This is a genomic window from Polynucleobacter sp. UK-Mo-2m-Kol15, assembly GCF_018881505.1.
GTDB lineage: Bacteria > Pseudomonadota > Gammaproteobacteria > Burkholderiales > Burkholderiaceae > Polynucleobacter.
This window is the reverse complement of the sequence record NZ_JACVQC010000001.1, coordinates 1,882,493-1,906,762: the sequence shown is the minus strand read 5'-3', so window position 1 is coordinate 1,906,762 and position 24,270 is coordinate 1,882,493. Positions and strand designations below refer to the sequence as shown.

Annotated in this window: 21 protein-coding genes; 13 read left to right on the top strand and 8 right to left on the bottom strand. The window is 47.0% G+C overall.

Annotated features, from left to right (window positions below; translation table 11 throughout):
- Window positions 1–33: 33 nt before the first annotated feature.
- Complete coding sequence (metG, locus tag ICN43_RS09820) at window positions 34–1,704, bottom strand: methionine--tRNA ligase (RefSeq protein WP_216199377.1); 1,671 nt, start codon at window positions 1,702–1,704, stop codon at window positions 34–36.
- A gap of 133 nt (window positions 1,705–1,837) precedes the next feature.
- Here metG and ICN43_RS09815 point away from each other — a divergent pair, with 133 nt between their 5' ends.
- From ICN43_RS09815 to ICN43_RS09805, 3 genes are read left to right on the top strand one after another with little or no spacing between them, the layout of a single operon-like run.
- On the top strand, window positions 1,838–2,680 hold the full coding sequence (locus ICN43_RS09815; RefSeq protein WP_216200060.1) for a formate dehydrogenase accessory sulfurtransferase FdhD: 843 nt from the start codon (window positions 1,838–1,840) through the stop codon (window positions 2,678–2,680).
- 41 nt (window positions 2,681–2,721) lie between these two features.
- Entirely contained in the window at window positions 2,722–3,288 is a 567-nt protein-coding gene (gene dcd / locus ICN43_RS09810; RefSeq protein WP_216199375.1) for a dCTP deaminase, read from the top strand.
- Between the two features lie 48 nt (window positions 3,289–3,336).
- A complete protein-coding gene (locus ICN43_RS09805) occupies window positions 3,337–5,604 on the top strand; it encodes an arginine/lysine/ornithine decarboxylase (RefSeq protein WP_216199373.1) in 2,268 nt (755 codons plus the stop codon).
- A gap of 40 nt (window positions 5,605–5,644) precedes the next feature.
- On the opposite strand, the gene ICN43_RS09800 is transcribed toward ICN43_RS09805, so the two are convergent.
- Genes ICN43_RS09800 through argH form a run of 3 tightly spaced genes read right to left on the bottom strand, consistent with a single transcriptional unit; the run spans window position 5,645 to window position 9,149 of the window.
- The gene (locus ICN43_RS09800) at window positions 5,645–7,177 is read right to left on the bottom strand and encodes a TRAP transporter large permease subunit (RefSeq protein WP_216199371.1); all 1,533 of its coding nucleotides are present in this window, start codon (window positions 7,175–7,177) and stop codon (window positions 5,645–5,647) included.
- Window positions 7,174–7,725: a TRAP transporter small permease subunit gene (locus tag ICN43_RS09795; RefSeq protein WP_216199369.1), complete on the bottom strand. Its 552-nt coding sequence runs from the start codon at window positions 7,723–7,725 to the stop codon at window positions 7,174–7,176. Before ICN43_RS09795 ends, ICN43_RS09800 begins: the two co-directional genes overlap by 4 nt.
- 5 nt (window positions 7,726–7,730) lie before the next feature.
- Window positions 7,731–9,149 (bottom strand): argininosuccinate lyase, encoded by a 1,419-nt coding sequence (argH, locus tag ICN43_RS09790; RefSeq protein ID WP_216199367.1) that lies wholly within the window; start codon window positions 9,147–9,149, stop codon window positions 7,731–7,733.
- 43 nt (window positions 9,150–9,192) lie between these two features.
- On the opposite strand from argH, the gene hemC reads away from it, so the two are divergent.
- Window positions 9,193–10,173, top strand: coding sequence for a hydroxymethylbilane synthase (gene hemC, locus ICN43_RS09785; protein ID WP_216199365.1), 981 nt, complete (start codon window positions 9,193–9,195; stop codon window positions 10,171–10,173).
- A gap of 6 nt (window positions 10,174–10,179) precedes the next feature.
- Window positions 10,180–10,989, top strand: coding sequence for a uroporphyrinogen-III synthase (locus ICN43_RS09780; RefSeq protein WP_216199363.1), 810 nt, complete (start codon window positions 10,180–10,182; stop codon window positions 10,987–10,989).
- Here the strand turns inward: ICN43_RS09780 and ICN43_RS09775 are convergent.
- Both ICN43_RS09775 and ICN43_RS09770 read right to left on the bottom strand, forming a co-directional pair.
- Window positions 10,986–11,558 carry a chorismate lyase gene (locus ICN43_RS09775; protein WP_216199361.1) on the bottom strand — a complete coding sequence of 191 codons (573 nt, stop codon included), beginning with the start codon at window positions 11,556–11,558 and terminating at the stop codon, window positions 10,986–10,988. The two genes, ICN43_RS09780 and ICN43_RS09775, sit on opposite strands and share 4 nt — an antisense overlap.
- A gap of 2 nt (window positions 11,559–11,560) precedes the next feature.
- Entirely contained in the window at window positions 11,561–13,126 is a 1,566-nt protein-coding gene (locus tag ICN43_RS09770) for a DEAD/DEAH box helicase (RefSeq protein WP_216199359.1), read from the bottom strand.
- Window positions 13,127–13,378: 252 nt separating this feature from the next.
- Here ICN43_RS09770 and leuE point away from each other — a divergent pair, with 252 nt between their 5' ends.
- Window positions 13,379–14,044 carry a leucine efflux protein LeuE gene (leuE, locus tag ICN43_RS09765; protein ID WP_216199357.1) on the top strand — a complete coding sequence of 222 codons (666 nt, stop codon included), beginning with the start codon at window positions 13,379–13,381 and terminating at the stop codon, window positions 14,042–14,044.
- A gap of 20 nt (window positions 14,045–14,064) precedes the next feature.
- Here leuE and ICN43_RS09760 read toward each other — a convergent pair whose 3' ends face one another.
- Window positions 14,065–15,468 carry a coniferyl aldehyde dehydrogenase gene (locus tag ICN43_RS09760; protein ID WP_216859741.1) on the bottom strand — a complete coding sequence of 468 codons (1,404 nt, stop codon included), beginning with the start codon at window positions 15,466–15,468 and terminating at the stop codon, window positions 14,065–14,067.
- A 50-nt stretch (window positions 15,469–15,518) separates the two neighbouring features.
- Here ICN43_RS09760 and msrA point away from each other — a divergent pair, with 50 nt between their 5' ends.
- Window positions 15,519–16,091 carry a peptide-methionine (S)-S-oxide reductase MsrA gene (gene msrA, locus ICN43_RS09755; RefSeq protein ID WP_216199356.1) on the top strand — a complete coding sequence of 191 codons (573 nt, stop codon included), beginning with the start codon at window positions 15,519–15,521 and terminating at the stop codon, window positions 16,089–16,091.
- 29 nt (window positions 16,092–16,120) lie between these two features.
- Here msrA and pdxH read toward each other — a convergent pair whose 3' ends face one another.
- Entirely contained in the window at window positions 16,121–16,765 is a 645-nt protein-coding gene (pdxH, locus tag ICN43_RS09750; protein ID WP_216199354.1) for a pyridoxamine 5'-phosphate oxidase, read from the bottom strand.
- A gap of 150 nt (window positions 16,766–16,915) precedes the next feature.
- Between pdxH and ICN43_RS09745 the strand changes: the two genes are divergently transcribed.
- The 6 genes from ICN43_RS09745 to pepN all read left to right on the top strand — a co-directional run bounded on the left by ICN43_RS09745 (window position 16,916) and on the right by pepN (window position 24,211).
- Entirely contained in the window at window positions 16,916–17,422 is a 507-nt protein-coding gene (locus ICN43_RS09745) for a hypothetical protein (RefSeq protein ID WP_216199352.1), read from the top strand.
- Entirely contained in the window at window positions 17,422–18,189 is a 768-nt protein-coding gene (locus tag ICN43_RS09740; protein ID WP_216199351.1) for a ThiF family adenylyltransferase, read from the top strand. Before ICN43_RS09745 ends, ICN43_RS09740 begins: the two co-directional genes overlap by 1 nt.
- A gap of 271 nt (window positions 18,190–18,460) precedes the next feature.
- Entirely contained in the window at window positions 18,461–19,786 is a 1,326-nt protein-coding gene (locus tag ICN43_RS09735; protein WP_304609232.1) for an amino acid permease, read from the top strand.
- 10 nt (window positions 19,787–19,796) lie between these two features.
- A complete protein-coding gene (ald, locus tag ICN43_RS09730; RefSeq protein WP_216199347.1) occupies window positions 19,797–20,915 on the top strand; it encodes an alanine dehydrogenase in 1,119 nt (372 codons plus the stop codon).
- 73 nt (window positions 20,916–20,988) lie between these two features.
- Entirely contained in the window at window positions 20,989–21,564 is a 576-nt protein-coding gene (locus tag ICN43_RS09725) for a TMEM165/GDT1 family protein (protein WP_216199345.1), read from the top strand.
- A gap of 37 nt (window positions 21,565–21,601) precedes the next feature.
- Window positions 21,602–24,211 carry an aminopeptidase N gene (gene pepN / locus ICN43_RS09720; protein WP_216199343.1) on the top strand — a complete coding sequence of 870 codons (2,610 nt, stop codon included), beginning with the start codon at window positions 21,602–21,604 and terminating at the stop codon, window positions 24,209–24,211.
- Window positions 24,212–24,270: the final 59 nt, after the last annotated feature.

The following is a 24,270-nucleotide window of genomic DNA, read 5'->3' as shown; positions in this document are numbered from 1 at the left end:
AATTCCTAAAAATTAGTCCTTTTGAGGCCATTTTTATAGGTTTGCTGCCAATAAAGTCTCGATTTGAGCGGTTTCAACGCGGGTCATCAGGTGCTTGTAGACTTTGATCGGATTTTGGCTGGAAAGAGGTGCTTTAACGTCATTCCAGCTCATGGCTGGCACCGAGAGGAAGTCCTCAACCTCTGCGGTGACTTGAGGTAGTACTGGCTTGAGATAGAGGCTCAGCAAACGGAATGCCTCTAAGGTGACACTGCAGACTCGCTGCAAATCAGATTCGCGTTCAGGATCTTTGGCAATTTCCCAAGGTTTGTTTTCATCAACAAAAGCATTGACCTTATCCGCTAGCTCCATGATGGTGCGCAAAGCTTTGGCATATTCACGGGCTTCATATAGTTCGGCAATTTTTTCGCTGACAGAGGCAATGTCAGTGAGCAGTGGATTATTCATTGCTGCGTCAGAAACCACACCACCAAAACGCTTTACTAAGAAGCCTGCACTACGACTCGCAATATTGATGTACTTGCCTAGTAGATCGCTGTTGACTCGAGCGACAAAGTCTTGAAGATTTAAATCTAAATCCTCCATGCTGTCATTGAGCTTAGTTGCAAAGTAATAGCGGAACCATTCTGGATTGAATCCAGACTCAATTACGCTATGTGCAGAAATTAAAGTGCCGCGTGATTTACTCATCTTCTCGCCATCAACTGTGAGAAAGCCATGCGCAAATACATTCGTTGGTGTGCGATAGCCTGCAAAGTGGAGAGTTGCCGGCCAAAAGAGGGTATGGAAATACAGAATATCTTTGCCGATAAAGTGGTACTGCTCGGTCCTTGTATCCGGTCTAACCCATTCCTCAAAGTTCATGCCTTTAGCCTGGCAGTAATTGAGGAAGCTAGCGTAATAGCCAATTGGCGCGTCAAGCCACACATAGAAATATTTACCCGGCGCGTCAGGGATTTCAAAGCCAAAATAGGGGGCGTCACGTGAGATATCCCAGTCGCCGAGCTTACTCTCGCCAGGCTGTCCAACCCATTCTTTCATCTTGTTGCGAGCTTCGGGTTGGAGCGGGGTCTTGACTTGTGTCCACTCGCGTAAGAAAGTTTCGCAACGAGGATCAGACAGCTTAAAGAAGTAATGGTCGGAAACTTTTTTAATGGGTGTTGCACCACTTACCACTGAGAACGGATTTTTTAAATCCGTTGGGGAATAGGTTGCTCCACACTTTTCGCAAGAATCACCGTACTGATCTTTGGCGCCACACTTGGGGCACTCGCCTTTAATGAAGCGGTCTGGTAAGAACATCTCTTTGACAGGATCGTAAGCTTGTTCAATAGAGCGCATTTCAATTAAGCCAGCATCGCGCAACTTGAGATAGATGCTTTGAGACAATTTTTCGTTCTCAGGGCTATCTGTGGTGTAGTAGTTATCGAAAGAGATTAAGAAATCATCAAAGTCACGCTTATGCTCCTTCCAAACATTGGCGATTAACTCCTTAGGTGTGAGGCCTTCCTTTTCAGCGCGCAACATGATGGGCGTGCCGTGAGTATCGTCTGCACCAACGTAATGAACTTCATGGCCACGCATTCTTTGGAAGCGAACCCAAATATCCGTCTGGACATATTCCACTAAATGCCCAATGTGAATCTGACCATTGGCGTAAGGCAAGGCGGAGGTAACTAGCAGGCGACGTTTGGGGCTACTCATGCGGGCTTAAATAAAATATTTCAATAATGGTTAATACAAGATTATGGGGCTTGGGGCCCTACTTCAGCACCAATTTTAGACTGCGGTTAAAGTTAACATCGATTTGAACCTATTTAAGAGGCGTTTTATGGCTTTGCCCCACAACATTCAGATGTCTCACGCCTCCGTGCCCTTGGTGCACGAGGTGCAGATTATGGATGAGGCAGGGCGCATCAAGACAACCCACATCCCCGGTGAGCGCCCTTTAACTATTTATCTGGATAAGCGAGAAGTTGTCACTCTCATGACCTTAGGAAGTGCTCCTGAGGCACTGGTATTGGGTTACTTGCGCAATCAACGCCTAGTAGAGTCGCCAGACGACATAGCCAGCATTCAGGTAGATTGGGAGACCGACTCGGCAGCGGTGAAGACCCATCGCAGCACGGTAGATATCGATGCCCTCACCAGTAAGCGGGTAGTGACTACGGGTTGTGGGCAGGGTACGATGTTTGGAGGCTTGATTGAGGAGATGGCAGAGATTCGCTTGCCAGATGGCCCTCAATTAACCCAAGAGGCAATAGTGTCGCTCATCGATAGCATTCGGGTGCACGACACTATTTACAAAAAATCTGGCTCTGTTCATGCCTGTGCGGTTTTTGAACGGGATGGCAATGACAGTGTTCGTCTACTCCATTTTATTGAGGATGTCGGGCGTCATAACGCCGTTGACTCGATCTCTGGTCTGATGTGGCTTGCAGATAAGCCAGGCAAAGACCTGATTTTCTTCACTACTGGGCGCCTTACCTCAGAGATGGTGATTAAAGGTGCTCAGATGGGCATCCCTTTCTTAATGACGCGCTCCGGTATGACCTTAATGGGCTTGGAGCTTGCCCGCAAAACTAATCTCACCCTGCTATCTCGCTGCTCTGGGAAGCATTTTGAGATTTTTAATGCCCCTGAGAGGGTCATTTTTACCTCCCCGCCGATTGCTTCGTAAATTCGTGGGCATATGGTCTGCGATGGTTTTACAATTCGCCCATGACTATTAAATCTGACTACTGGATCCGCCGCATGGGCGAGCAAGGCATGATCAGCCCATTTGAACCTGGGCAGGTCCGCCAAGATGCTGCCGGACAAAAAATTGTGAGTTATGGCACTTCAAGCTATGGCTATGACATTCGCTGTGCTGATGAGTTCAAGATTTTTACGAACATCAACAGCACCATTGTTGATCCCAAGAATTTCGACGAGCAATCATTTGTGGATTTCAAGGGGCCGGTTTGCATTATTCCCCCAAACTCTTTCGCTTTAGCTAGAACTGTTGAGTACTTCAAGATTCCACGTAGTGTATTAACTGTTTGCGTTGGCAAAAGTACGTATGCACGTTGTGGAATTATTGTGAACGTAACTCCTTTTGAGCCTGAGTGGGAGGGTTACGTCACGCTTGAGTTTTCAAATACGACTCCACTGCCTGCAAAGATTTATGCCGGCGAGGGGTGCGCGCAAGTACTGTTCTTTGAAAGCGATGAAGTGTGTGGTACATCGTACAAAGATCGTGGTGGCAAGTATCAAGGCCAAGTCGGCGTCACTTTGCCGAAGACTTAATCTGCTTAATCTGCTTAATCGCCATATTGGCGAATTTAAAGGGTACTCATGAAATTTCGTTTTCCAATCATCATTATTGATGAGGACTTTCGCTCTGAAAATATTTCAGGTTCTGGTATTCGCGACCTAGCGGAGGCGATTGAAAACGAGGGCATGGAAGTGATTGGCTTAACCAGCTACGGTGACCTCACATCCTTTGCACAGCAGGCCTCCCGTGCCTCCAGCTTTATTGTGTCGATCGATGATGAAGAGTTTATTTCCGACTCTGAAGACCATGACTTACCTGCATTAAATAACTTACGTGCTTTTATTACCGAAGTACGCAAGCGTAATGAGGATATTCCGATCTTCTTGTATGGTGAGACCCGTACCTCACGTCATATGCCGAACGATATTTTGCGTGAGTTGCATGGTTTTATTCATATGAATGAAGATACGCCAGAGTTTGTGGCTCGTCATATCATTCGTGAGGCGAAGGTATATTTAGATTCATTGGCGCCACCATTCTTCCGTGCACTTACTAATTACGCTTCTGAGGGTTCTTATTCTTGGCACTGCCCAGGACACTCTGGTGGTGTGGCTTTCTTAAAGAGCCCAGTTGGTCGGATGTTCCATCAATTTTTTGGTGAGAATATGCTCCGCGCTGACGTCTGTAACGCAGTGGAGGAGTTAGGTCAGTTGTTGGATCACACTGGCCCTGTCTTGCAAAGCGAGCGTAATGCAGCACGCATCTTTAATGCTGATCATTTGTTCTTTGTAACCAATGGCACCTCCACTTCAAACAAGATTGTTTGGCACTCTACTGTTGCCCCTGGCGACGTGGTGTTGGTTGACCGTAATTGCCATAAGTCGGTGATCCATTCCATTACGATGATGGGCGCGATTCCTATTTTCTTAATGCCAACCCGCAATCACCTTGGCATTATTGGCCCAATTCCAAAAGAAGAGTTTGAGTGGAAAAACATTCAGAAGAAAATTGATGCTAACCCATTTATCAAAGACAAGAACGTAGTGCCTCGCGTCATGACGCTTACGCAAAGTACCTATGACGGTATTGTCTATAACGTCGAGATGATTAAAGATATGCTGGATGGCAAAGTAGATTCATTGCATTTTGATGAAGCTTGGTTGCCGCATGCTGCCTTCCACCCCTTCTATAAAGATATGCACGCAATTGGCTCTGATCGAAAGCGCACTAAGAAGAGTTTGATGTTTGCCACACAATCAACCCATAAGCTATTGGCTGGTCTCTCGCAAGCTTCACAGGTCTTAGTGCAGGATGCCGAAGATACTAAGTTGGATCGTGATTGCTTCAATGAAGCCTATTTGATGCATACCTCTACCAGCCCGCAGTACGCCATCATTGCTTCTTGCGATGTGTCTGCTGCCATGATGGAGTCTCCTGGTGGTACTACCCTAGTTGAAGAGTCGATTGCTGAGGCGATGGATTTCCGTCGCGCGATGCGTGAAGTGGATGATAAGTTCGGGGCAGATTGGTGGTTCAAGGTTTGGGGTCCAGATCATTTGGCTGATGAAGGTATTGGTGAGCGTTCAGATTGGATTCTGGAGCCTAATGCGAACTGGCATGATTTTGGCAAGGTTGCCCAAGACTTCAACATGCTCGATCCCATTAAGGCGACTGTGGTGACGCCTGGTTTAGACATCGAAGGCAACTTCGGCTCTATGGGTATCCCAGCAAGCATCGTGACAAAGTATTTAGCCGAGCACGGCGTGATCGTAGAGAAGTGCGGTCTGTACTCCTTCTTCATCATGTTTACTATCGGTATCACTAAGGGTCGTTGGAATACCTTGGTAACGGAGCTGCAACAATTTAAAGACCACTTTGATAAGAACGCTCCCCTATGGAAAGTGTTACCAGAGTTTGTTACTAAACATCCTCGCTATGAGCGTGTTGGCCTCAAAGATATCTGTCAGCAGATTCATGAGTTTTACAAGGGTCGTAACGTGGCCCGCATGACTACTGAGATGTATACCTCAGACATGGTGCCAGCCATGATGCCTTCAGAGGCTTGGGCAAAGATGGCGCATAAGAAAGTGGATCGTGTTCCCTTGGATCAACTTGAAGACCGCATCACAGCAATGTTGGTAACCCCATATCCTCCAGGCATTCCGTTGCTCATTCCGGGTGAGCGTTTTAACAAACGCATCATTGACTATCTCTACTTTGCCCGTGACTTTAATGAGCAGTTCCCAGGCTTTGAAACGGACATCCATGGCTTAGTCAAAGCGGATATTGATGGACGTAGCGAGTACTATGTGGATTGCGTAAGACAAGAGCCAGATATTACTTTGTAAGGAATATCTACTTCATAAAAAACCACCTACGGGTGGTTTTTTATTTACCGGGTTTGTCTAACTGAAAGACTGCAGGCGCATCTTCATCTGCCTTGCTGGATGATTCTTCCGATTTGGTCTCATCACCCCCAGTGAAATTAAAGTCCTGACTTTCTGCTATGGCAGCAGGTTTATCCAAGAATGTGGTTACTAGTGCTGGGAATGCGGCCACTAAAACCACCATGATGAGTTGCAGGGCAACCCAAGGTAAGGCCCCCCAATAAATGTCACTACTCTTGACTTCTTTAGGCGCAACCCCACGGAGGTAAAACAGTGCAAATCCAAAGGGCGGATGCATAAATGAAGTTTGCATATTGACGCAGAGCATCACACCAAACCATACTAGTGCCGCGCTGGCAGCAGCTTGGGGGTTGCCGTTCATGGAGGCGAGCAGTACTGGTGCGAGTAGTTTGACTGCGACTGGTGCAAGTAGCGGCACAACGATGAATGCAATCTCAAAAAAGTCTAAGAAGAATGCCAAGAAGAATACAAATAAATTAACGACCACCAGGAATCCAACCCAGCCACCTGGAAGATTGGAAAATAACTCCTCCACCCAGTGACCGCCATCAACACCCTGAAAGACCACTGAGAAGCAAGTCGAACCAATCAAAATGAACACCACCATGGCGGTAATGCGCATCGTGTTTTGATAGGCCTGTTGTATTAATTCCTTGAGATTAGGTATGCTTGCCCTACGAATCCAGGCAAGGAGCAATGCACCTATTGCGCCCATGGCACCAGACTCGGTTGGAGTGGCGATACCAGTCATGATGGTTCCCAGTACCAAGAAGATCAGGACAGCCGAGGGGATAATTCCTATGAGGCATTTTTTCCACAGCGCCCAGCCTTTGAGGGTGAGTTCATTTACTGGGGCAGCGGGCAGGTAGTCGGGTTTAAGACGAGAAAGGAAGAATGTGTAGAGGGCAAAAAGACCAATTTGTAAGAGTGATGGGCCCCAGGCGCCCAGATACATACTGCCCACATCTGCACTACCACTTTGGGTTTTTAACTGATCAGCCAGCACAATTAACACTAAGGAAGGTGGAACGAGTTGGGTAATAGTCCCAGAAGCTGCTAAAACGCCCGTAGCGTAGCGCATGTTGTAGCCATAACGCATCATGACTGGCAAGGAAATCATCGCCATAGCGATCACTTGAGCAGCCACTGTACCGGTGATTGCCCCCAGTATGAAGCCCACAATAATTACTGAGTAGCCAAGACCGCCTCGAATACGCCCAAAGAGCTGCCCCATCGAATCCAGCATTTCTTCTGCAAGGCCGCAGCGCTCCAGAATAGCGCCCATGAATGTAAAGAAGGGGATTGCGAGAAGTAAGTCGTTAGCGAGGACGCTACCAAAAATGCGCTGTGGGATGGCTTGCAGAAAAGGCATGCCAAAGAAGTTTTCACTAATCGCAATACCAGCAAAGAATAATCCTGCAGCCATCAAAGAAAAGGCCACCGGAAATCCGATCAACATAAATACAATGAGCCCGCCAAACATCAGCGGTGGCATCCATTCAAGCGGAATCATTGCAGGGGCTTTTCATAATAGAGATCGGCAGCGGGTAATGTTTCTTTACCTTTGAGGGCGCCAATGCGTTTAATAATTTCCGATAAGCCTTGAAGGCTCAGCATGAAGAAGCCAAATGGCACAATAAATTTAATGGGGTAGCGTGATAAGCCACCTGCATTGAGAGAGCGCTCTGAGACTAGCCATGAGGGGTAAAACAGGGTGGTCCAGGATAACCAGGCAAAAAGAATACAGGCTGGCATTAAAAAAACCATCAAACCAAAGAGATCTACATAAAGACGTCCATGCTCAGAAAGTTGTGAGTAAATTACGTCCACTCGAACATGTTCATTGCATTTGAGGGTGTAAGCAGCACCAATCATTACGGCAGCAGCAAATAGATACCACTGTAATTCCAGAGGCCAGTTGTTGCTCATGTCTAGACTGTAACGAAGTACTGCATTAGCAGCTGACACTACGCAAGACAGTAGGATCATGATGCTGGCTATCTTGCCCAGGAATTGATTTATTCGGTCAATTCCCGTTGAGAGTGTTCCCCAAAAGCCCATGTGGTCTAGAGATCTGCGCGACCCCGTTTGATTGCAGCAAGCACTTGCGTCGGAGCAGTGCCACCAGCATGTTGGCGAGAGTTGACTGAGCCATCTACAGTCAGTAGAGCAAAGACATCATCACCCATTAACTCAGGGCGATTATCTAGGCCGCAGGCAAAGCGCAGTTCAGGGAGCGTGAGGTCAGTGAGCATGCAGTTGCGTCCTACGCAAGCTTTTACCGCATGGGCTACCGCTTCATGAGCGTCCCGGAAAGCCAAACCTTTCTTAACTAAGTAATCAGCTAAGTCGGTAGCAGTTGCAAAACCTTCTTCAGCTGCCGCCTTCATGACATCGGCTTTAACCTGGATATGTGGAACCATATCAGCGAAGATGCGCAAAGTATCTTGTACGGTGTCAACAGCATCAAATAAAGGCTCTTTGTCCTCCTGATTATCTTTGTTGTAGGCTAATGGTTGGCTCTTCATCAAAGTTAATAAAGAAATCAAGTCGCCATAAACGCGACCAGTTTTGCCACGAGCTAACTCTGGCACATCCGGGTTCTTTTTCTGCGGCATGATTGAGCTGCCGGTACAGAAACGGTCTGGCAAGTCAATAAAACCAAAGCGTGGGCTCAGCCACAACACCAGCTCTTCAGATAGGCGTGACACATGCATCATCAAGATCGATGCAAATGCACAGAACTCGATTGCGAAGTCACGATCAGATACCGCATCTAGAGAGTTGTTACAGATGCCATCAAAACCCAGAATCTTGGCAACTTGCTCGCGATCGATTGGATAGGTTGTGCCAGCCAATGCTGCAGCACCTAAAGGCAAGCGATTAAAGCGGGCGCGTAAATCGGTTAAGCGACTCGCATCACGACTAAACATTTCGTAATAGGCCATCAAGTGATGGCCAAAAGTGATTGGCTGAGCAACCTGTAGGTGAGTATGGCCAGGCATGATCGTGGCAGAGTGGGTCTCTGCAAGGTCAAGCAGGGCGATACGTAGGGTTTTGAGGGTCGCTGCGATTTGATCAACGCTCCCACGCAGCCACAGACGCAAATCAGTGGCTACTTGGTCATTGCGTGAGCGGCCGGTATGTAGGCGCTTGCCGGCATCGCCAACCAATTCGGTTAGGCGCGCTTCAATATTGAGATGCACATCCTCTAAGGCGAGTTGCCAGTTGAACCCCCCAGCTTCGATTTCACCTTTAATCTGCGCCATACCCCGTTGAATATCGGCCAAATCTTGTGCGCTAATAATCTTTTGGGTAGCCAGCATTTCAGCGTGAGCCAAAGATCCAGCTATATCGACTAAAGCAAACCGTTGATCAAAGCCGATAGAGGCGGTATAACGTTGAACTAGTTCGTCAACAGGTTCGTTAAAACGGGCCGACCAAGCTTGGGCTTTGTTGGAAAGGGAATTTTTTGATGAGCTCATAAACGCAGTATATTGGTGTAAATCTTTGATTATTTTAAATGTTATGTCACAAACCCCTATTTCTAGCCCTACATCCCCCATCCTTGCTGCCCCTGAGCGCCTAGTAATCGCCTCTCGCGAGAGTCGTCTTGCTATGTGGCAGGCTGAACATGTTCGAGATTGCCTCAAAAAGCTTTACCCAGCCTGCGACGTGCAGATTCTGGGTATGACCACCCGGGGCGACCAAATACTGGATAAAGCCCTCTCTAAAGTGGGGGGTAAGGGCTTATTCGTGAAGGAGCTCGAAACCGCCCTAGAGGATGGTCGAGCTGATTTGGCGGTACATTCCCTTAAAGATGTACCTATGGTCATGCCAGAGGGCTTTGATTTATCTTGCGTGATGGCGCGAGAAGATGCGCATGATGCTTTTGTCTCAAATGATTACGCCAGCCTCGACGACCTGCCAAAAGGTGCCATAGTAGGTACTTCTAGCTTGCGACGCGAGTCGGTATTGAGGGCTAAGTTCCCACATCTAGTGATTCAACCTTTGCGAGGTAATTTAGATACCCGTATGGGCAAGCTGGATCGTGGCGAATATCAGGCCATCATTTTGGCTGCTGCCGGCCTCAAGCGATTGGGTCTAGGTAGTCGTATTCGTGCCTTGTTGCCAATTGATCCTTATACGCCGGCTGCTGGACAGGGTGCACTAGGTATTGAAACCCTTAGCAAGCACCCCAATATTAAAAGTTGGCTTGCTCCACTGAACGATTTGCCAACCCTCTATGCTGTCACTGCCGAGCGTATGGTGTCACGTCAACTAGGCGGTTCTTGTGAGGTGCCTTTGGCTGCCTACGCTACATGGGACAAAGATCATATGAATATCCGATCTTTTGTTGCTAGTGTCGATGGCACTGCCAGTTGCCTAGCTTCCGCTCAAGGCCCTGTTAAGAGCTTGGAAGATGCTGAAGCATTAGGTCTTTCAGTTGCTCAGGATTTAATTTCTCAAGGCGCTGAGCGTTTATTGCCGAATGGTTTGCCGAAGTAAGATTTAATGAGAAATAAGACTATTGTCATTACTCGTCCAAGTGGTCAGGCACGTCATTTATCAGAAGCGTTACTGACAAGCTTGCTTAAAAGTGGATTTACTTCAGAAACCTCGCCTCAGATTATTTCTTTACCTCTTCTCACAATTGCCCCAAAGGGCGATGATGTTTTATTGGGGCAAATAACTGCAGCTCTGAAAACTGCAGACTTGGCAGTTTTTGTGAGTCCGAATGCAATTGAATGCACGATGCGTTTACTGGAGCAATCTTGGCAAGATTTATCTGATAAACCTTTGCCGGTTGGAGTCATGGGGGGTAGCAGCATGGCAGCCCTCGAAAATCATGGTGTCGGTATTGAGTCCACACCCACGAAAGTGATTCTTCCCCAGAGCAATGCTCAATGGGACTCCGAGGGCTTATGGGCTGAATTGCAAAAGCTGAACTGGGATTGGTCTTCGAAGCGGGTGATTATTTTCAAGGGTGAGGGTGGCCGTGATTGGTTAGCAGAAACCTTAAAGCATGTTGGCGCGAAAGTTGAAGCATTTTCAGTCTATACCCGTGTACCTTTGGATCTGAATAGCCCTGCCTGGAGTGAAGTGCATGAGATGGATTTTTCTAAATCTCTTTGGCTCCTCACCTCATCTGAGGCAGTGCGTTATTTGGGTCAAGCAAAATTACCACTTGATCTTGCAACAGCCATTTGCCCCCATCACAATATTGCTGATGCCGCCGAACAAATTGGTTTTGGTGAAGTGCTTACTTGTGCGTCTGGAGATGAGGCTTTGATTGCCGCATCGCAAGCTTGGCTATCTGCTTAATTGCTGGGATAGTTTAGTAGGGCCGGAAGAAATACTTCGCTCACTAAGAGTGGGCGCCCCTGAAGTTGATAGAGTGTCCGCCTTGCCCAACTGACAGGCGGTAGGTCTGGATATTGATGAAAACATTTTTTCCACAAGGCACTCTGTTTATCTAGGCGAGCAATCTCTCGCGGTGATTTCTTTTTAGAGTGCATGCGCGTTTTGGCGAAAAGTACGGCCCCCAATGGTTTCCTGCCTAAACGTAGAATTTCATGGTTGCTACCGCTTGAGCTAGTTGTGGGGATGATGCTATGTGCCATGACCAGTGGAATGCCATTGGTACAAAGTAATACCTCTCGGACGCGACAACGTTTGATCTTGAAATGAAAATAGCGACTCTCGTCGCTATTTAGATTTTGCCGGCAATCTCGCAAAACTAGTACTTCTAGTTTTTGTCCAATAACACGTTCAATTTTTTGGGTTAAAGAACCGGTATCGCTAAGCCAAGGCTGCCACTTACGTGGCGCTTGATGTAATTCACCGGAATCGACTCGATTCCATGCAGAACGGAGACGACGACGGTGAAGCATTTTTAGTTACCGCTAAAGCTTCTGCGTTGACCACCAGTTTTGGGTTTAGCAAAACGTGGACCAGCAGATGGACGTGAATCTCCAGAACGTGCAGGACGTGAATCAGCAGAACGCGCAGGACGCGAATCAGCGGAGCGTGCAGGACGTGAATCGGCAAAGCGATTGGCACCAGCCGGACGTGAGTCGCCAACTGGGCGTGAATCGCTAGAGCGAGATTCAAAATGGTTACCGGAGCGATTGCCACCGCCGCCACCAGAACGAGACTCTGAACGAGCACCAGAACCATAACGACCGCCACCGCCACCAGAACGATTGCCGCCACCAAATCCACCACCAGAGCGACCGCCACCTGGGCGACCGCCGCCACCACCAAAGCTAGGCTTTGCTTGTGGCTCAAGGCCAGCAATGACTGAGGCCACGATGTCTTGCTGTGTAAAGCGTTCGATATTACGGATCTTGGCACGATCACGATGTTCAACTAAAGTAATAGCAACACCATTACGACCAGCGCGACCGGTACGGCCGATGCGATGGGTGTAGTCCTCTGGTTTCATTGGAAGGCCAAAGTTAATCACGTGACTAATACGTGGCACATCGATACCGCGAGCCGCTACGTCAGTCGCAACTAAAATCTTGGTATGACCCTTACGAAGAGACTCAAGACGGCGCATACGAACAGCCTGAGGCATTGCACCGTGTAAGGCGCTAGCTTCGTAGCCATTAGCACGCAATGTATCGGCAATTTTTTCACTTTCAACTTGAGTGCTTGCAAACACAACTGCTTGATCCAAAGAGGCATCAGCCAAAATGTGCTCGAGCAATTTATGCTTGTGTGACATGCTGTCAGCCCAATGGAGCTTCTGCTCGATATTTGCGTGCTTTTCACCTGCATGGGCAAGTTCAATGCGCTTAGCGTTAGTAGTCAACTCATTGGCCAAGGACATAATCTTTGGTGCAAAAGTTGCAGAGAACATCAAGGTTTGAGTACGACCAGCGCAACGCTTGTCAATCGCCTCAAGATCATCAGCAAATCCCATGTCGAGCATGCGATCGGCTTCATCGATAACGAGTTGTTTGACATCATCCAAGCGAATTGCTTTGCTATCAGTCAGGTCGAGTAAGCGACCAGGTGTTGCCACAACTAACAATGCGCCTTTCAGGGCTTGGATTTGCTTGCCGTAAGGCATGCCACCCATGACGGTTGCAATACGGATACCTTTCATGCCACGAACTAAGTTCACTGCATCTGCGGCAACCTGTTGGGCTAATTCGCGAGTAGGGCAGAGCACCAACACTTTAGGTTGTGCGCGGCCTGGTACAGGTGAGCCGTTAGGGTTATCTTCGATAAGCTGATTGATTAAAGGTAGTAAAAAGGCAGCAGTTTTACCGCTACCAGTTTGGCTGCTGACTAATAAGTCACCGCCAGCGAGAGCAGCAGGAATAACCTGCGCTTGCACTTCGGTAGCTTGGGTATAACCCAGTTCAGCAACGTTTTTAAGGAGTGCCGCCGCGAGGGCGAAAGACTGGAAATCATTTCCAGCGGGATTGGTTTCTTTAGAAAAAGTCATGCTATTACACATCCCTATCAAGGGATGTCTCCGTGTATACACTCGTTGTTTTTTACTGAGTGTGATGGTCAAAGGCATCGACCATCAGACAGGCGGCAGCGCGTTTTGGTAACTTCGGTGTTTATGACTTCTAAACGATGCGCTGAAATATAGCTGGGGGGCGATGAATCAAATTGCTTTAAAAAGCCATTCATTATGGCATTTTAAGAAGCTAATTACAAGGGTTTTCCCGAATTTAACTATGATGTGGTGATGGACTGGTTTATTTCGCCTGCGAGCGTGGGTATTGTCGATTTCCCAACCTATTTCGTTGGCGTCATTTTTGTCATCCTTTTTCCGGGTCCGAATTCTCTTTATGTACTGACGATTGCTGGCCTTAAAGGTTGGCGTGCGGGAGTTTTAGCATCATTAGGCATCTTTATTGGCGATGCCATCCTCATGATGGCTGTTGCCTTAGGGGCGGCATCTTTACTGCAATCATCGCCATCGATATTTAATCTCATACGCATACTTGGTGCTGCCTATTTAGCTTGGATGGGCTATGGTTTTATTCGAGGTGGTCTTGTTCGTTGGCGTGGTGCCCAACTCTTTGTTGCGGAGGATGGCAGTGCGCATTATTTAAATACCCTGCATCCATTCTTGGTTGCGCTGACTTTATCCTTAACCAATCCTAAGGCAATCTTTTTCTTTGTATCATTTTTTGCGCAATTTATTCAGCCGGGGTATGCGAAGCCGGGACATACTATTTTGTATTTAGCTTTAGTGTTGCAGGCGATAAGCATGAGCTATTTAGCAGGCCTGATTTTTACAGGACAATTTTTTCTGAGCTTTTTTAAAACACATCCGCATTACGCCGCAGCTCTTTGGCTGATTGTTGGCGTACTCTTAATTGCATTTGCTGGCAAGCTTTTGCTCTAATTGCAGATCTCGGTCAGTAATTATTTAATCCAACGCAGTACGCGTTCAACACCTTTGCCATAAGGTGGTCTCGCTAATGTTGTACCGCGCAAGAAATTAAAACCAAATAGACCCCGCACTTCCAGGACCGATTTGCGATGACTAAATGCGTCAAAACCTGCCTTACCATGGTAAGCGCCCATACCACTTGGGCCAATACCGCCAAAAGGTAAATCCTCTACCGCTATATGAAGTAGCGTGTCATTAATTGTTACCCCACCAGAGCGAGTCTCGCTGAGTATTTGCTTCATCACATCTTTGCTCTTACCAAACCAGTAGAGTGCTAGTGGTGTCGGACGACTATTGATATAGCGGATGATGGAATCTACGTCATTAATTACTATGATTGGGAGAATGGGGCCAAATATTTCCTCCTGCATGATGAGCGCATCTTCAGAAACATTTAAGAGTGCTACCGGGGTGAATGGTATTACGGTATTAGCAGGGGACTGAATTAGTGGAATTGCTTGTGCTCCACGATCTACTGCATCTTGAACCAGTTGATGCCAGCGCGTTAGTTGGCGTTCATCAATCGCACCAGTCAATTCTGTTGGATTGGAGAATTGTTTCTGGGACGCTTTTTGTAATTCTTGAACAAATGCCTCGCAATCACTTGCATGTACTATTACGTAGTCAGGTGCAATACAGGTTTGCCCGCCGTTTACTAGCTTCCCGTAAGCAATGCTAGCGGCAGCGTCTTGGAGTTTTGCTGAGGGATCAACAATCGCCGGGGATTTACCGCCCAGCTCAAGAGTAACCGGAGTTAGGTGATCTGCTGCTGCACGCATTACTTTCTTGCCAATTTCTCCTGAGCCTGTAAAAAAGAGGTGATCAAATGGCAGCGCAGCAAAAGATTCCGCAACTTCATTGCCGCCAACGCTAACGCAAAATTCACTCGGGTGAAAATATTCTTGGATCAATATTGCCAAGAACCCAGATGTACGTGAACTTCTCTCTGATGGTTTGAGCCAGACACGATTACCAGCTGCAAAAGCAGCAATGGCTGGAACTAAAGCCAGTTGCACTGGATAATTCCAGGGGCTCATAATGCCCACAACGCCCAAAGATTGCATTTGTGTCCAGGCATGAGATGAGCCCAAGAAAGCTGATGTAGTTACTAGCTGAGGCTTCATCCACTCTTTAAGGTGCTTGCGAACATGGCTACAGGCCTGATAAATCATCTGAAATTCTAGGAGTCGACTTTCAACCGAGTGCCGAGTGCCGAAGTCAGCGGCTAAAACTTTGCAGATTTTTTCTTCATTGGCTAAGATCATTTGCTCGATACGCCCAATCCGTTCAAGACGAAGCTCTAAGCTAGGGTTGGGTTCTGCAGCATAAGCTGCCTTAATTTCATCTAACTGGAGTGTGAAGCGATTTATCGACATGAATTTTTATTGGTCAAGCAAATGATTGAATAAGGCATTAGGATAAAGGTATGAGCGAAAACATCGATAAAAACCAAGCAACCCTTGAGCGAGCTACTTTAGGCGGTGGCTGTTTCTGGTGCTTAGAAGCGGTCTACCAGCAAATCAAGGGTGTGAGTGCGGTAGTTTCAGGCTATGCGGGCGGGGAAACGCTAAACCCTGACTATGAGTCTATTTGTTCAGGCCAAACAGGTCACGCGGAAATCGTTGACGTTTATTTTGATGCAGCTGTAGTGACATACCGTGATTTATTGGAAATCTTTTTTGTCATTCATGATCCAACTACTCTGAACTATCAAGGCAATGACCATGGCACCCAATATCGTTCAGTGATTTTTACGCATAGCGAAAGTCAAAATATTGCAGCACATGAGATTATTCAGGAATTGGAGGCAGCGGGGATTTACTCTAGTCCAGTAGTGACTCAAGTTGATGCTGCGCCTGTTATTTACCCGGCCGAGGATTATCACCAGAATTATTTTCGTCAGCATCCAGGACAGGGATACTGCATGGCAGTAGTCGCACCTAAATTAGCAAAATTCAGGGCAAAGTTTCAATCGCTCATTGCCCCAGAGTTTCGATAACCTAGTCAGCGAACTCCTCACCCAATTTCTTAGGGCGCCAAGCGAGTAATACGCCATTGATCACCTTCAAGTTGATAGTGAATGCGGTCATGAAGGCGGGAAGGGCGACCTTGCCAGAATTCAATTTCAGTAGGATGTAGGCGATAACCACCCCAATGCGCTGGTCTTGGTGGCTTATCGCCAAATTCGGCTGAGAAGCGCTTCTCAGCTTCTTCAAGAAATTCGCGATTTGGAATCTCAGCGCTTTGTGGTGAAGCCCAGGCTCCAATTCGAGAGGCTGCTGGGCGGGAATTGAAATATGCATCACTCTCATCAGAGCTGACGCGGTCAACCGTTCCTTTAATTCGAACCTGACGTTCTAGCTCATGCCAGTGAAATAACAATGCAGCATGAGGCCGAACAGCTAACTCTTTACCCTTTTGACTTTCGTAATTAGTGAAGAAGGTAAAACCAGCCTCATCAGCTCCTTTGAGTAATACGATGCGAGCTGATGGATTTCCTGCAGCATCTGCAGTCGCCAAGGTCATGGAGTTCGGTTCTGGACACTCCGCTTTTACAGCCTGGTCAAACCAGATTTGAAAAAAGGAGAGCGGGTTGGGAGCAAGTTCAGCCTCCAAAAGCTGGCCAAAGGTGTAATTTTTACGGAGTTGGGCAATAGATGCATTACTTGTCATGATTTAAGCATAACCCAAATGAATCTATTGACAGGGAAATTGGCGTTAGTTTTTATGGTCCAGATCTCTGATACCCCTTAATCAAACGGCATTAAAGGGGCTCTTGTAGAATGGAAATATAGTAGATACTCATTTACAGGAGAATATGTCTTGAATTTAGATCTCAACCAATTTGCCCTTCAATGCCGTACCATTTTGCAGCAGGATAACAGCCCATCTGGAAGGGTTCGTGTGGCTGAATTATTAAAGCAATTCTTGGCTGATCGTCAAACCTTGCAAGGATATTTTTTGCCGAATGCAGGGGAGCGCGAGTTGCTTTATGAGGACCCTGATTTAGGTTTCTGCATTTTGGCGCATTCCTACAAAGGCCCCAAAACTTCTGGCCCGCATGATCACGCTCACTCATGGGCTATCTATGGTCAAGCTGATGGAGAAACTCAGATGACCGATTATGAGTTGATCGAGAAACCTCAAGGTGATAACTCAGGAAAAGTTCGGGCCTCACGCGCTTATACACTAACGCCTGGGGAAGTTTATGTATATAACGAGGGAGATATTCATTCGCCATCCCGACTGGCCCCCACCAATCTCATTCGGATTGAAGGCACTAACATGATTAAGGTAAAGCGTGATAGCTTTACTGTTGTTCAGACCTAATGGAGCAAAGTTTCGACGAGCGTCGTTTTGGAGGTGTATCACGCTTATATGGCCCGGAACTTCGCGAACGTTTTCGACATGCTACTGTTGTTGTTGCAGGCTTGGGTGGGGTTGGCTCTTGGGCTGCGGAAGCTCTGGCGCGCACAGCGATTGGCCATCTCGTTCTCATCGATTTTGATCATATTGCGGAAAGCAATACCAACCGTCAGTTACATGCCTTAGAGGGTGAGTACGGCAAGGCAAAAGTACAAGTCATGACCAATCGCATCCGCCAAATCAATCCTGAGATTACGCTTACCATGCATGATGCGTTTTTGGAGCCAGAAAATCTAGATACTTTAATTCCAGACAATGCGATTATTTTGGATGCAACTGATTCGGTGCAAACCAAAATTGCTTTAGCAGTTTGGGCAAATAAAAATCAACGTGCGTTAGTGATGTGTGGCGCAGCTGGCGGAAAATCAGATCCTACTTCTGTGCGCTGCGACGATCTTTCTCGAACCGAGCAAGATGCCTTACTGGCAAAGGTGCGTCAAGGCCTGAGGCAGGATCATGGCTTCTCAAGAAATCTAAAGAGAAAAATTGGTATTCGAGCGATTTACTCTCATGAGCCTCGAGCTGGGGTTGCCAGTGGCGGTCTTGCATGCTCGGGGTACGGATCAACAGTCATGGTGACTGCGGCGTGTGGTTTTGCTGCGGCTGCCGAAGTGTTAAATCTTATTGCTGCTCAGCAAGTCATTCCCCAAAATCTATCAATAAATCCCTAGGGGAATCCCTGTAGGAAATTACGGATTCTGATGTCATCCAAAATTAATTAATTTCCTCTCAAGCAGATGCTTACTTGCTTAGTTCAATTCTTGGGCATCATATTTATTTGTTTTAGAACTTTAGGCATTTTTATCCTCTAGTGTAGAAGCGCAGTCCTCCATAGACTTTGCCTCGTTGGTGACTTACCAACGGCAAATTGAAAGGAGGTCTCTTTTGCAGACTGAACAAACTGGTTTACAACGCCACCTCAAAGTGCGGCACATTCGCCTCATGGCTTTGGGATCTACTATCGGTGTTGGATTATTTCTAGGCTCGGCAAGTGCGATTCAAATCGCGGGACCTTCAATCTTGTTGGGATATCTATTGGCTGGCATTGTCGCCTTCATTGTGCTTCGCACCTTAGGCGAGATGGCGGTACATGAACCAGTCGCAGGTTCATTTGCGGCATATGCCAATACGTATGTTGGCCCGCTTGCAGGTTATATGGTCGGCTGGGGTTATTGGACTTACTGGGTAGTTGTTGGCATTGCCGAAGTCACTGCTGTTGGTATTTACATGGGCATTTGGTTTCCTGAAACACCTCAGTGGATATGGGCCTTATCTTCTATTCTGATGATGGGTCTGATAAATCTCATTGCGGTTAAGGTCTTTGGTGAATTTGAGTTTTGGTTTGCTCTGATCAAGGTTGTTGCCATCATTGCCATGATCGCATTAGGTGGCTCAGTCATTCTCTTTGGTTTCACAAATGACTGGAATCCCATTGGCTTGAGTAACTTATGGAAACACGGAGGCTTCTTTCCAAACGGTATTAGTGGAATGCTACTGTCTTTGCAGATGGTTTTATTTGCTTACGTTGGTATTGAAATGATTGGCTTATCTGCTGGTGAGGCAGAGAATCCTCGCAAAACCATTCCGATGGCAATTGATTCATTAGCGTGGCGCATCTTAATCTTTTATATGGGCGCGATCCTCGTCATCTTAGCGATCTTTCCTTGGAATGAGGTTGGCCAACAAGGTAGTCCATTCGTGGTGATGTTTGAGCGAATAGGGTTACGTGAGGCTGCTGGAATTATTAACTTTGTAGTAATTACCGCTGCCTTGTCATCCTGTAACGCTGGCATCTTTAGTGGCGGAAGACTCTTATATGCGCTGTCAGTCAATGGTTATGCGCCATCACCATTTGCCAAGCTATCGAAGTATGGCGTTCCCCATCGTGCAGTGATGGCGACAGTGGCGGTTTGTATGACTGGTGTCGTGCTGAACTATTTTGTTCCAGATAAGGCGTTTCAATACGTCATGGCGGCAGTTACCTTCATTGGCTTGATGGTGTGGATTGCTATTTTGTTCACACAAATTCAGTTTCGTCGTTCACTTACCAGGGTCCAGGTTGCTGAGTTGGCATATCGCACACCCTGGTGGCCCTATTCATCGTGGTTCGCATTGGCATTTATTACTTTGGTAGTCGTGTTGATGGGATTTCATGAGGATGCGCGGATTGCACTGGTCTTAGGTCCGTGCTTATTAGGTGTGTATCTCGCCATGTTCTACATCGTTGGCTTGCATCGCAAAACAAAACTGAGTCGTGAATTCAAATAAGGAGACATAAATGATTGTTGGCGTACCTCAAGAAGTAAAAAATAATGAATTTCGTGTTGGCCTAACCCCTGGTAATGTCAGAGGCTTATGTAAGCGAGGTCATTCCATTCTGGTTCAGCGTGGAGCGGGCGAGCAAATTGGCTTGAGCGATGAGTCCTATCGTTTAGCTGGCGCCACTTTAATTAATAGTGCTGCCGAAGTGTTTGCGAAAGCGGAGATGGTGGTGAAAGTGAAGGAGCCTCAGCCACAGGAGTGTGCTATGTTGCGCGAAGACCAAATCCTTTTTACCTATTTGCATCTAGCGCCAGATCCGCAGCAAACAAAAGCATTGCTTGCATCAGGCGCCAGCTGCATTGCTTATGAGACAGTCACATCTTTTAATGGAACTCTCCCTCTTTTAGCTCCGATGAGTGAGGTTGCAGGCAGAATGTCTATTCAAGCAGCCGCCACCCATCTTGAGAAAACCAATGGGGGATTGGGTATCTTGATGGCGGGTGTTCCTGGTGTTGCGCCTGCAAGGGTAGTGATCTTAGGCGCTGGAGTGGTTGGACGGAATGCCTTGCAAATGGCCGTTGGTATGGGTGCGGATGTATGCATTTTTGATCGTAATATTGACTGCTTAAGGCAGATCGATACGCTTTACGGTAATCGCGTTAGAACCTTTTATGCCGATCCACTTTTGGTGGAGTTGGAGGTTTGCGAGGCAGATGTTGTCATTGGTGCCGTACTCTTGCCTGGCGCCGCAGCACCCAAATTAGTCACGAGAGAGATGGTGCGCAAAATGAAGACAGGAGCAGTAGTGGTTGACGTAGCAATTGATCAAGGCGGTTGTTTTGAGACATCAAAGCCTACTACGCATACTGACCCTACCTTTATTGTGGATGGTGTATTGCACTACTGTGTAGCGAATATGCCCGGTGCAGTTGCTAGAACCTCTACCTTTGCATTGACGAATGCAACATACCCATTCATCGAGGCTTTAGCAAACAGTGGCATGGAAAAGGCGCTATCTCAAGATCATCATCTGCGAAATGGCTTGAGCATTCACCGAGGTAACATCACATCCGAGCCAGTAGCCAAGGCGCAGAAGATTGATTTTGTGCCAGCGGAAGAGTTGTTAGCAGCCTAGTTATTTCCAGTGGTTTTTTAGATTCTATGTCTTGGGGGTCTAGGTCCCCAAGCTTTCCTCTATCATTCTACAGATGGACTTATCTGCATTAGCACTTTCTACTGGCGTAGTTGCACTTGCTGAGATGGGTGATAAAACCCAATTACTCTCTTTGATGCTAGCTTCGCGCTACCCTAAGCAGGCTCTTGCCATTATTGGCGGGATATTCATTGCCACTATTGCAAACCATGCTTGTGCTGCATTTTTGGGGCATTGGCTTACGACTTTCATGAGTCCAGATCTTCTGAGATGGATTTTAGGATTAAGCTTCTTGGGAATTGGGCTTTGGCTCTTGGTGCCCGATCGTATTGATGATGCCGCAGGATCAAGGGTGGCTGATAGAGCATTGTCAGTATTCATGCTGACAGTTGGACTCTTTTTCTTGGCAGAGATGGGTGATAAGACTCAAATAGCAACGATCGCCTTGGGCGCCAAATATACCGATGTCTTTTCAGTAACAGTTGGCACCACTTTGGGGATGATGATGGCTAATGCCCCAGCGGTTTGGATTGGGCAAAAATTTACTAAACGTTTGCCTATTCAGTGGGTGCATATCCTTGCTGCTATCAGCTTCATCGCGATCGGCATTACCACTCTTATTTGGGCTTAGTTAGGCTGAATTTTTCCGTGGGGCTTAAAATTGTCCTATGAAAACTGATCTGCCACAGAGCTTTCGCAGGCTCGAATACCGTTCTCCAATTTATACCTTCTCAAAGGTTGACTTAGACATTGCTCTAGATCCCGCTAGGACGATTGTGAAGAGTCGCCTAGAGGTTCTTCCTGGGGTGGGCCATGTGGATGGTGCGCCTCTGGTTTTGCAGGGCCATGAGCTTGAGTTTGTCAGTTTGCGTATTAATGGTGAAGCCCATCGCCAGTTTGAGCTGAATCCTGAGGCGCTGACTATTCATGCCTTGCCAAATGAAGGTAAGAATGCCTTCATCGTTGAAATTATCTGCGTCTGTGTGCCCGAGAAAAATACCTCACTCATGGGTCTGTATGTTTCTAATGGAAATTTCTTTACCCAGTGTGAAGCTGAGGGATTTAGAAAGATTACTTACTTCCTCGATAGACCGGATGTGATGGCGCGTTATCACGTGACTCTGCGTGCTCGTGAGCTGGAGTATCCAGTATTGTTATCAAATGGAAACTTAATCAGTACTGAAAAATTACCGAATGGCTGGCATAGCGCGGTCTGGGAAGACCCGTTTCCAAAGCCATCTTACTTATTTGCCTTAGTGGCCGGTAAGCTTGAATGTATTGAGGAAACCATCATCACTAGTAGTGGCGCGAAAAAGTTATTACAAATTTGGGTGGAGCCTCATGACTTGAAAAAGACCCGTCATGCGATGGATTCTTTGATTGCCTCTATTCATTGGGATGAGCAACGCTACGGTCTTGAGCTAGACCTCGAGCGCTTCATGATTGTGGCGGTAGGTGATTTCAATATGGGCGCCATGGAGAACAAGGGCCTCAATATTTTTAATACCAAGTATGTTCTTGCTCAAGCAGAGACTGCAACGGATGCCGACTTTGCCAATATTGAAAGCGTCGTGGCTCATGAGTACTTTCATAATTGGACTGGAAACCGTGTAACTTGTCGTGATTGGTTCCAGCTTTCTCTTAAAGAGGGCTTAACGGTATTCCGTGACCAAGAGTTTTCTGCGGATCAAATGGGTAGCGAATCTGGCAGGGCAGTCAAGCGTATTGAGGATGTGCGTTTATTACGCCAACTTCAGTTTCCTGAAGATGCTGGCCCAATGGCACATCCAATTCGGCCAGATGAGTATCAAGAGATTAATAACTTTTATACCGTGACGGTATATGAGAAGGGTGCTGAAGTCGTTCGCATGTATCAAACTCTCTTAGGTATTGAGGGTTTCCGTAAAGGGATGGATCTTTACTTCAAGCGACACGATGGTCAAGCGGTTACTTGCGATGATTTTTTGGCTGCTATGGCAGATGCCAATGGCCGCGACCTTTCTCAGTTCAGACATTGGTATAGCCAGGCGGGAACTCCCATGGTCAAGGTAGAAGAATCCTACGACGCAGATAAAAAGCGATACCAAGTTACCTTAACGCAAAGTCCTTCAAAAAATATAGCGCACAAAGATAGCAAGCCTTTTCATATTCCATTGAAGATGCGCTTGCTCACTACCTCGGATGATCAGGTCGAGACTTTGCTGGAATTGACTCAAGGTCAGCAGACTTGGACATTTGATCAGGTGTTAAGCCATCCAGTGCTGTCGATTAATCGTAATTTCTCAGCCCCAATTCATTTAGACTTTGATCAAGCTGAGGCCGATTTACTGACTATGTTCTCGAGTGATGACGATGCCTTTAATCGTTGGGAGGCTGGTCAGAAACTTGCTATGCAAATGATTCTGGGTAATCGCTTACCTGATAAAGCGCTGATCGAGGCTTATCGCAAGCTCTTGACTGATCCTGAATTAGATCCCGCCTTCAAAGAGCTGGCATTGACCTTGCCTGTGGAGACTTATTTGTATGAGCAGTGTGCCAGTGTTGATCCTCAGCAGATCTATGCTTCCCGTCGCGCTTTCCGTCACGCTATTGCCAGTGAGTTACGCATTGAGTGGGCCGCCCTCTATCAGCAGATGCAAACCCCGGGAACCTTTAATCCTGATGCAGCAAGTGCCGGTAAGCGTGCTTTAAAAAATCTAGCATTGAGTATGTTGCTCGAAGCGGATCCATTGATCTGGGCACCCATGGCGGTGAATCAATATCAGAATGCTGACAACATGACTGACCGATATGCTGCTTTAGCTGGTTTGGTGATTCATGGATCGAAATCAGCAGCATCTTGCTTGGCTGACTTTTATACCCGGTTTGCCGATGATGCTCTAGTGATTGATAAGTGGTTTGCATTGCAATCCAGTAGACCACCAGTAGCTAATGCTGAATCCACCTTGAATGAAGTCAAGCGTTTGCGTCAGCATGAAGCTTTCAAAATGAATAACCCCAATCGTGTTCGTAGTGTGATTCATGCTTTTTGCATGAATAACCCCGCTAGCTTTCATCAAGTGGATGGTAGTGGTTATGCATTTTGGGCAGAATCTGTACTTGCTTTAGACCCAATTAACCCACAAATTGCTGCTCGTTTGGCTAGAGGATTAGATCGCTGGCGTCAGTTTGCGCCGGTATATCAGGAGCAAATGCTGGTAGCCTTAAGGCGGGTTGCAGCATCCGAAACCCTCTCTGCGGATGTGAAAGAGGTAGTTTCTAAGGCCTTGGGCAGTTGATTGGTCTAGAACGAGGCAAAATAGAGCTCATTCAGAAATAAACCTATTACGGAGAAAAT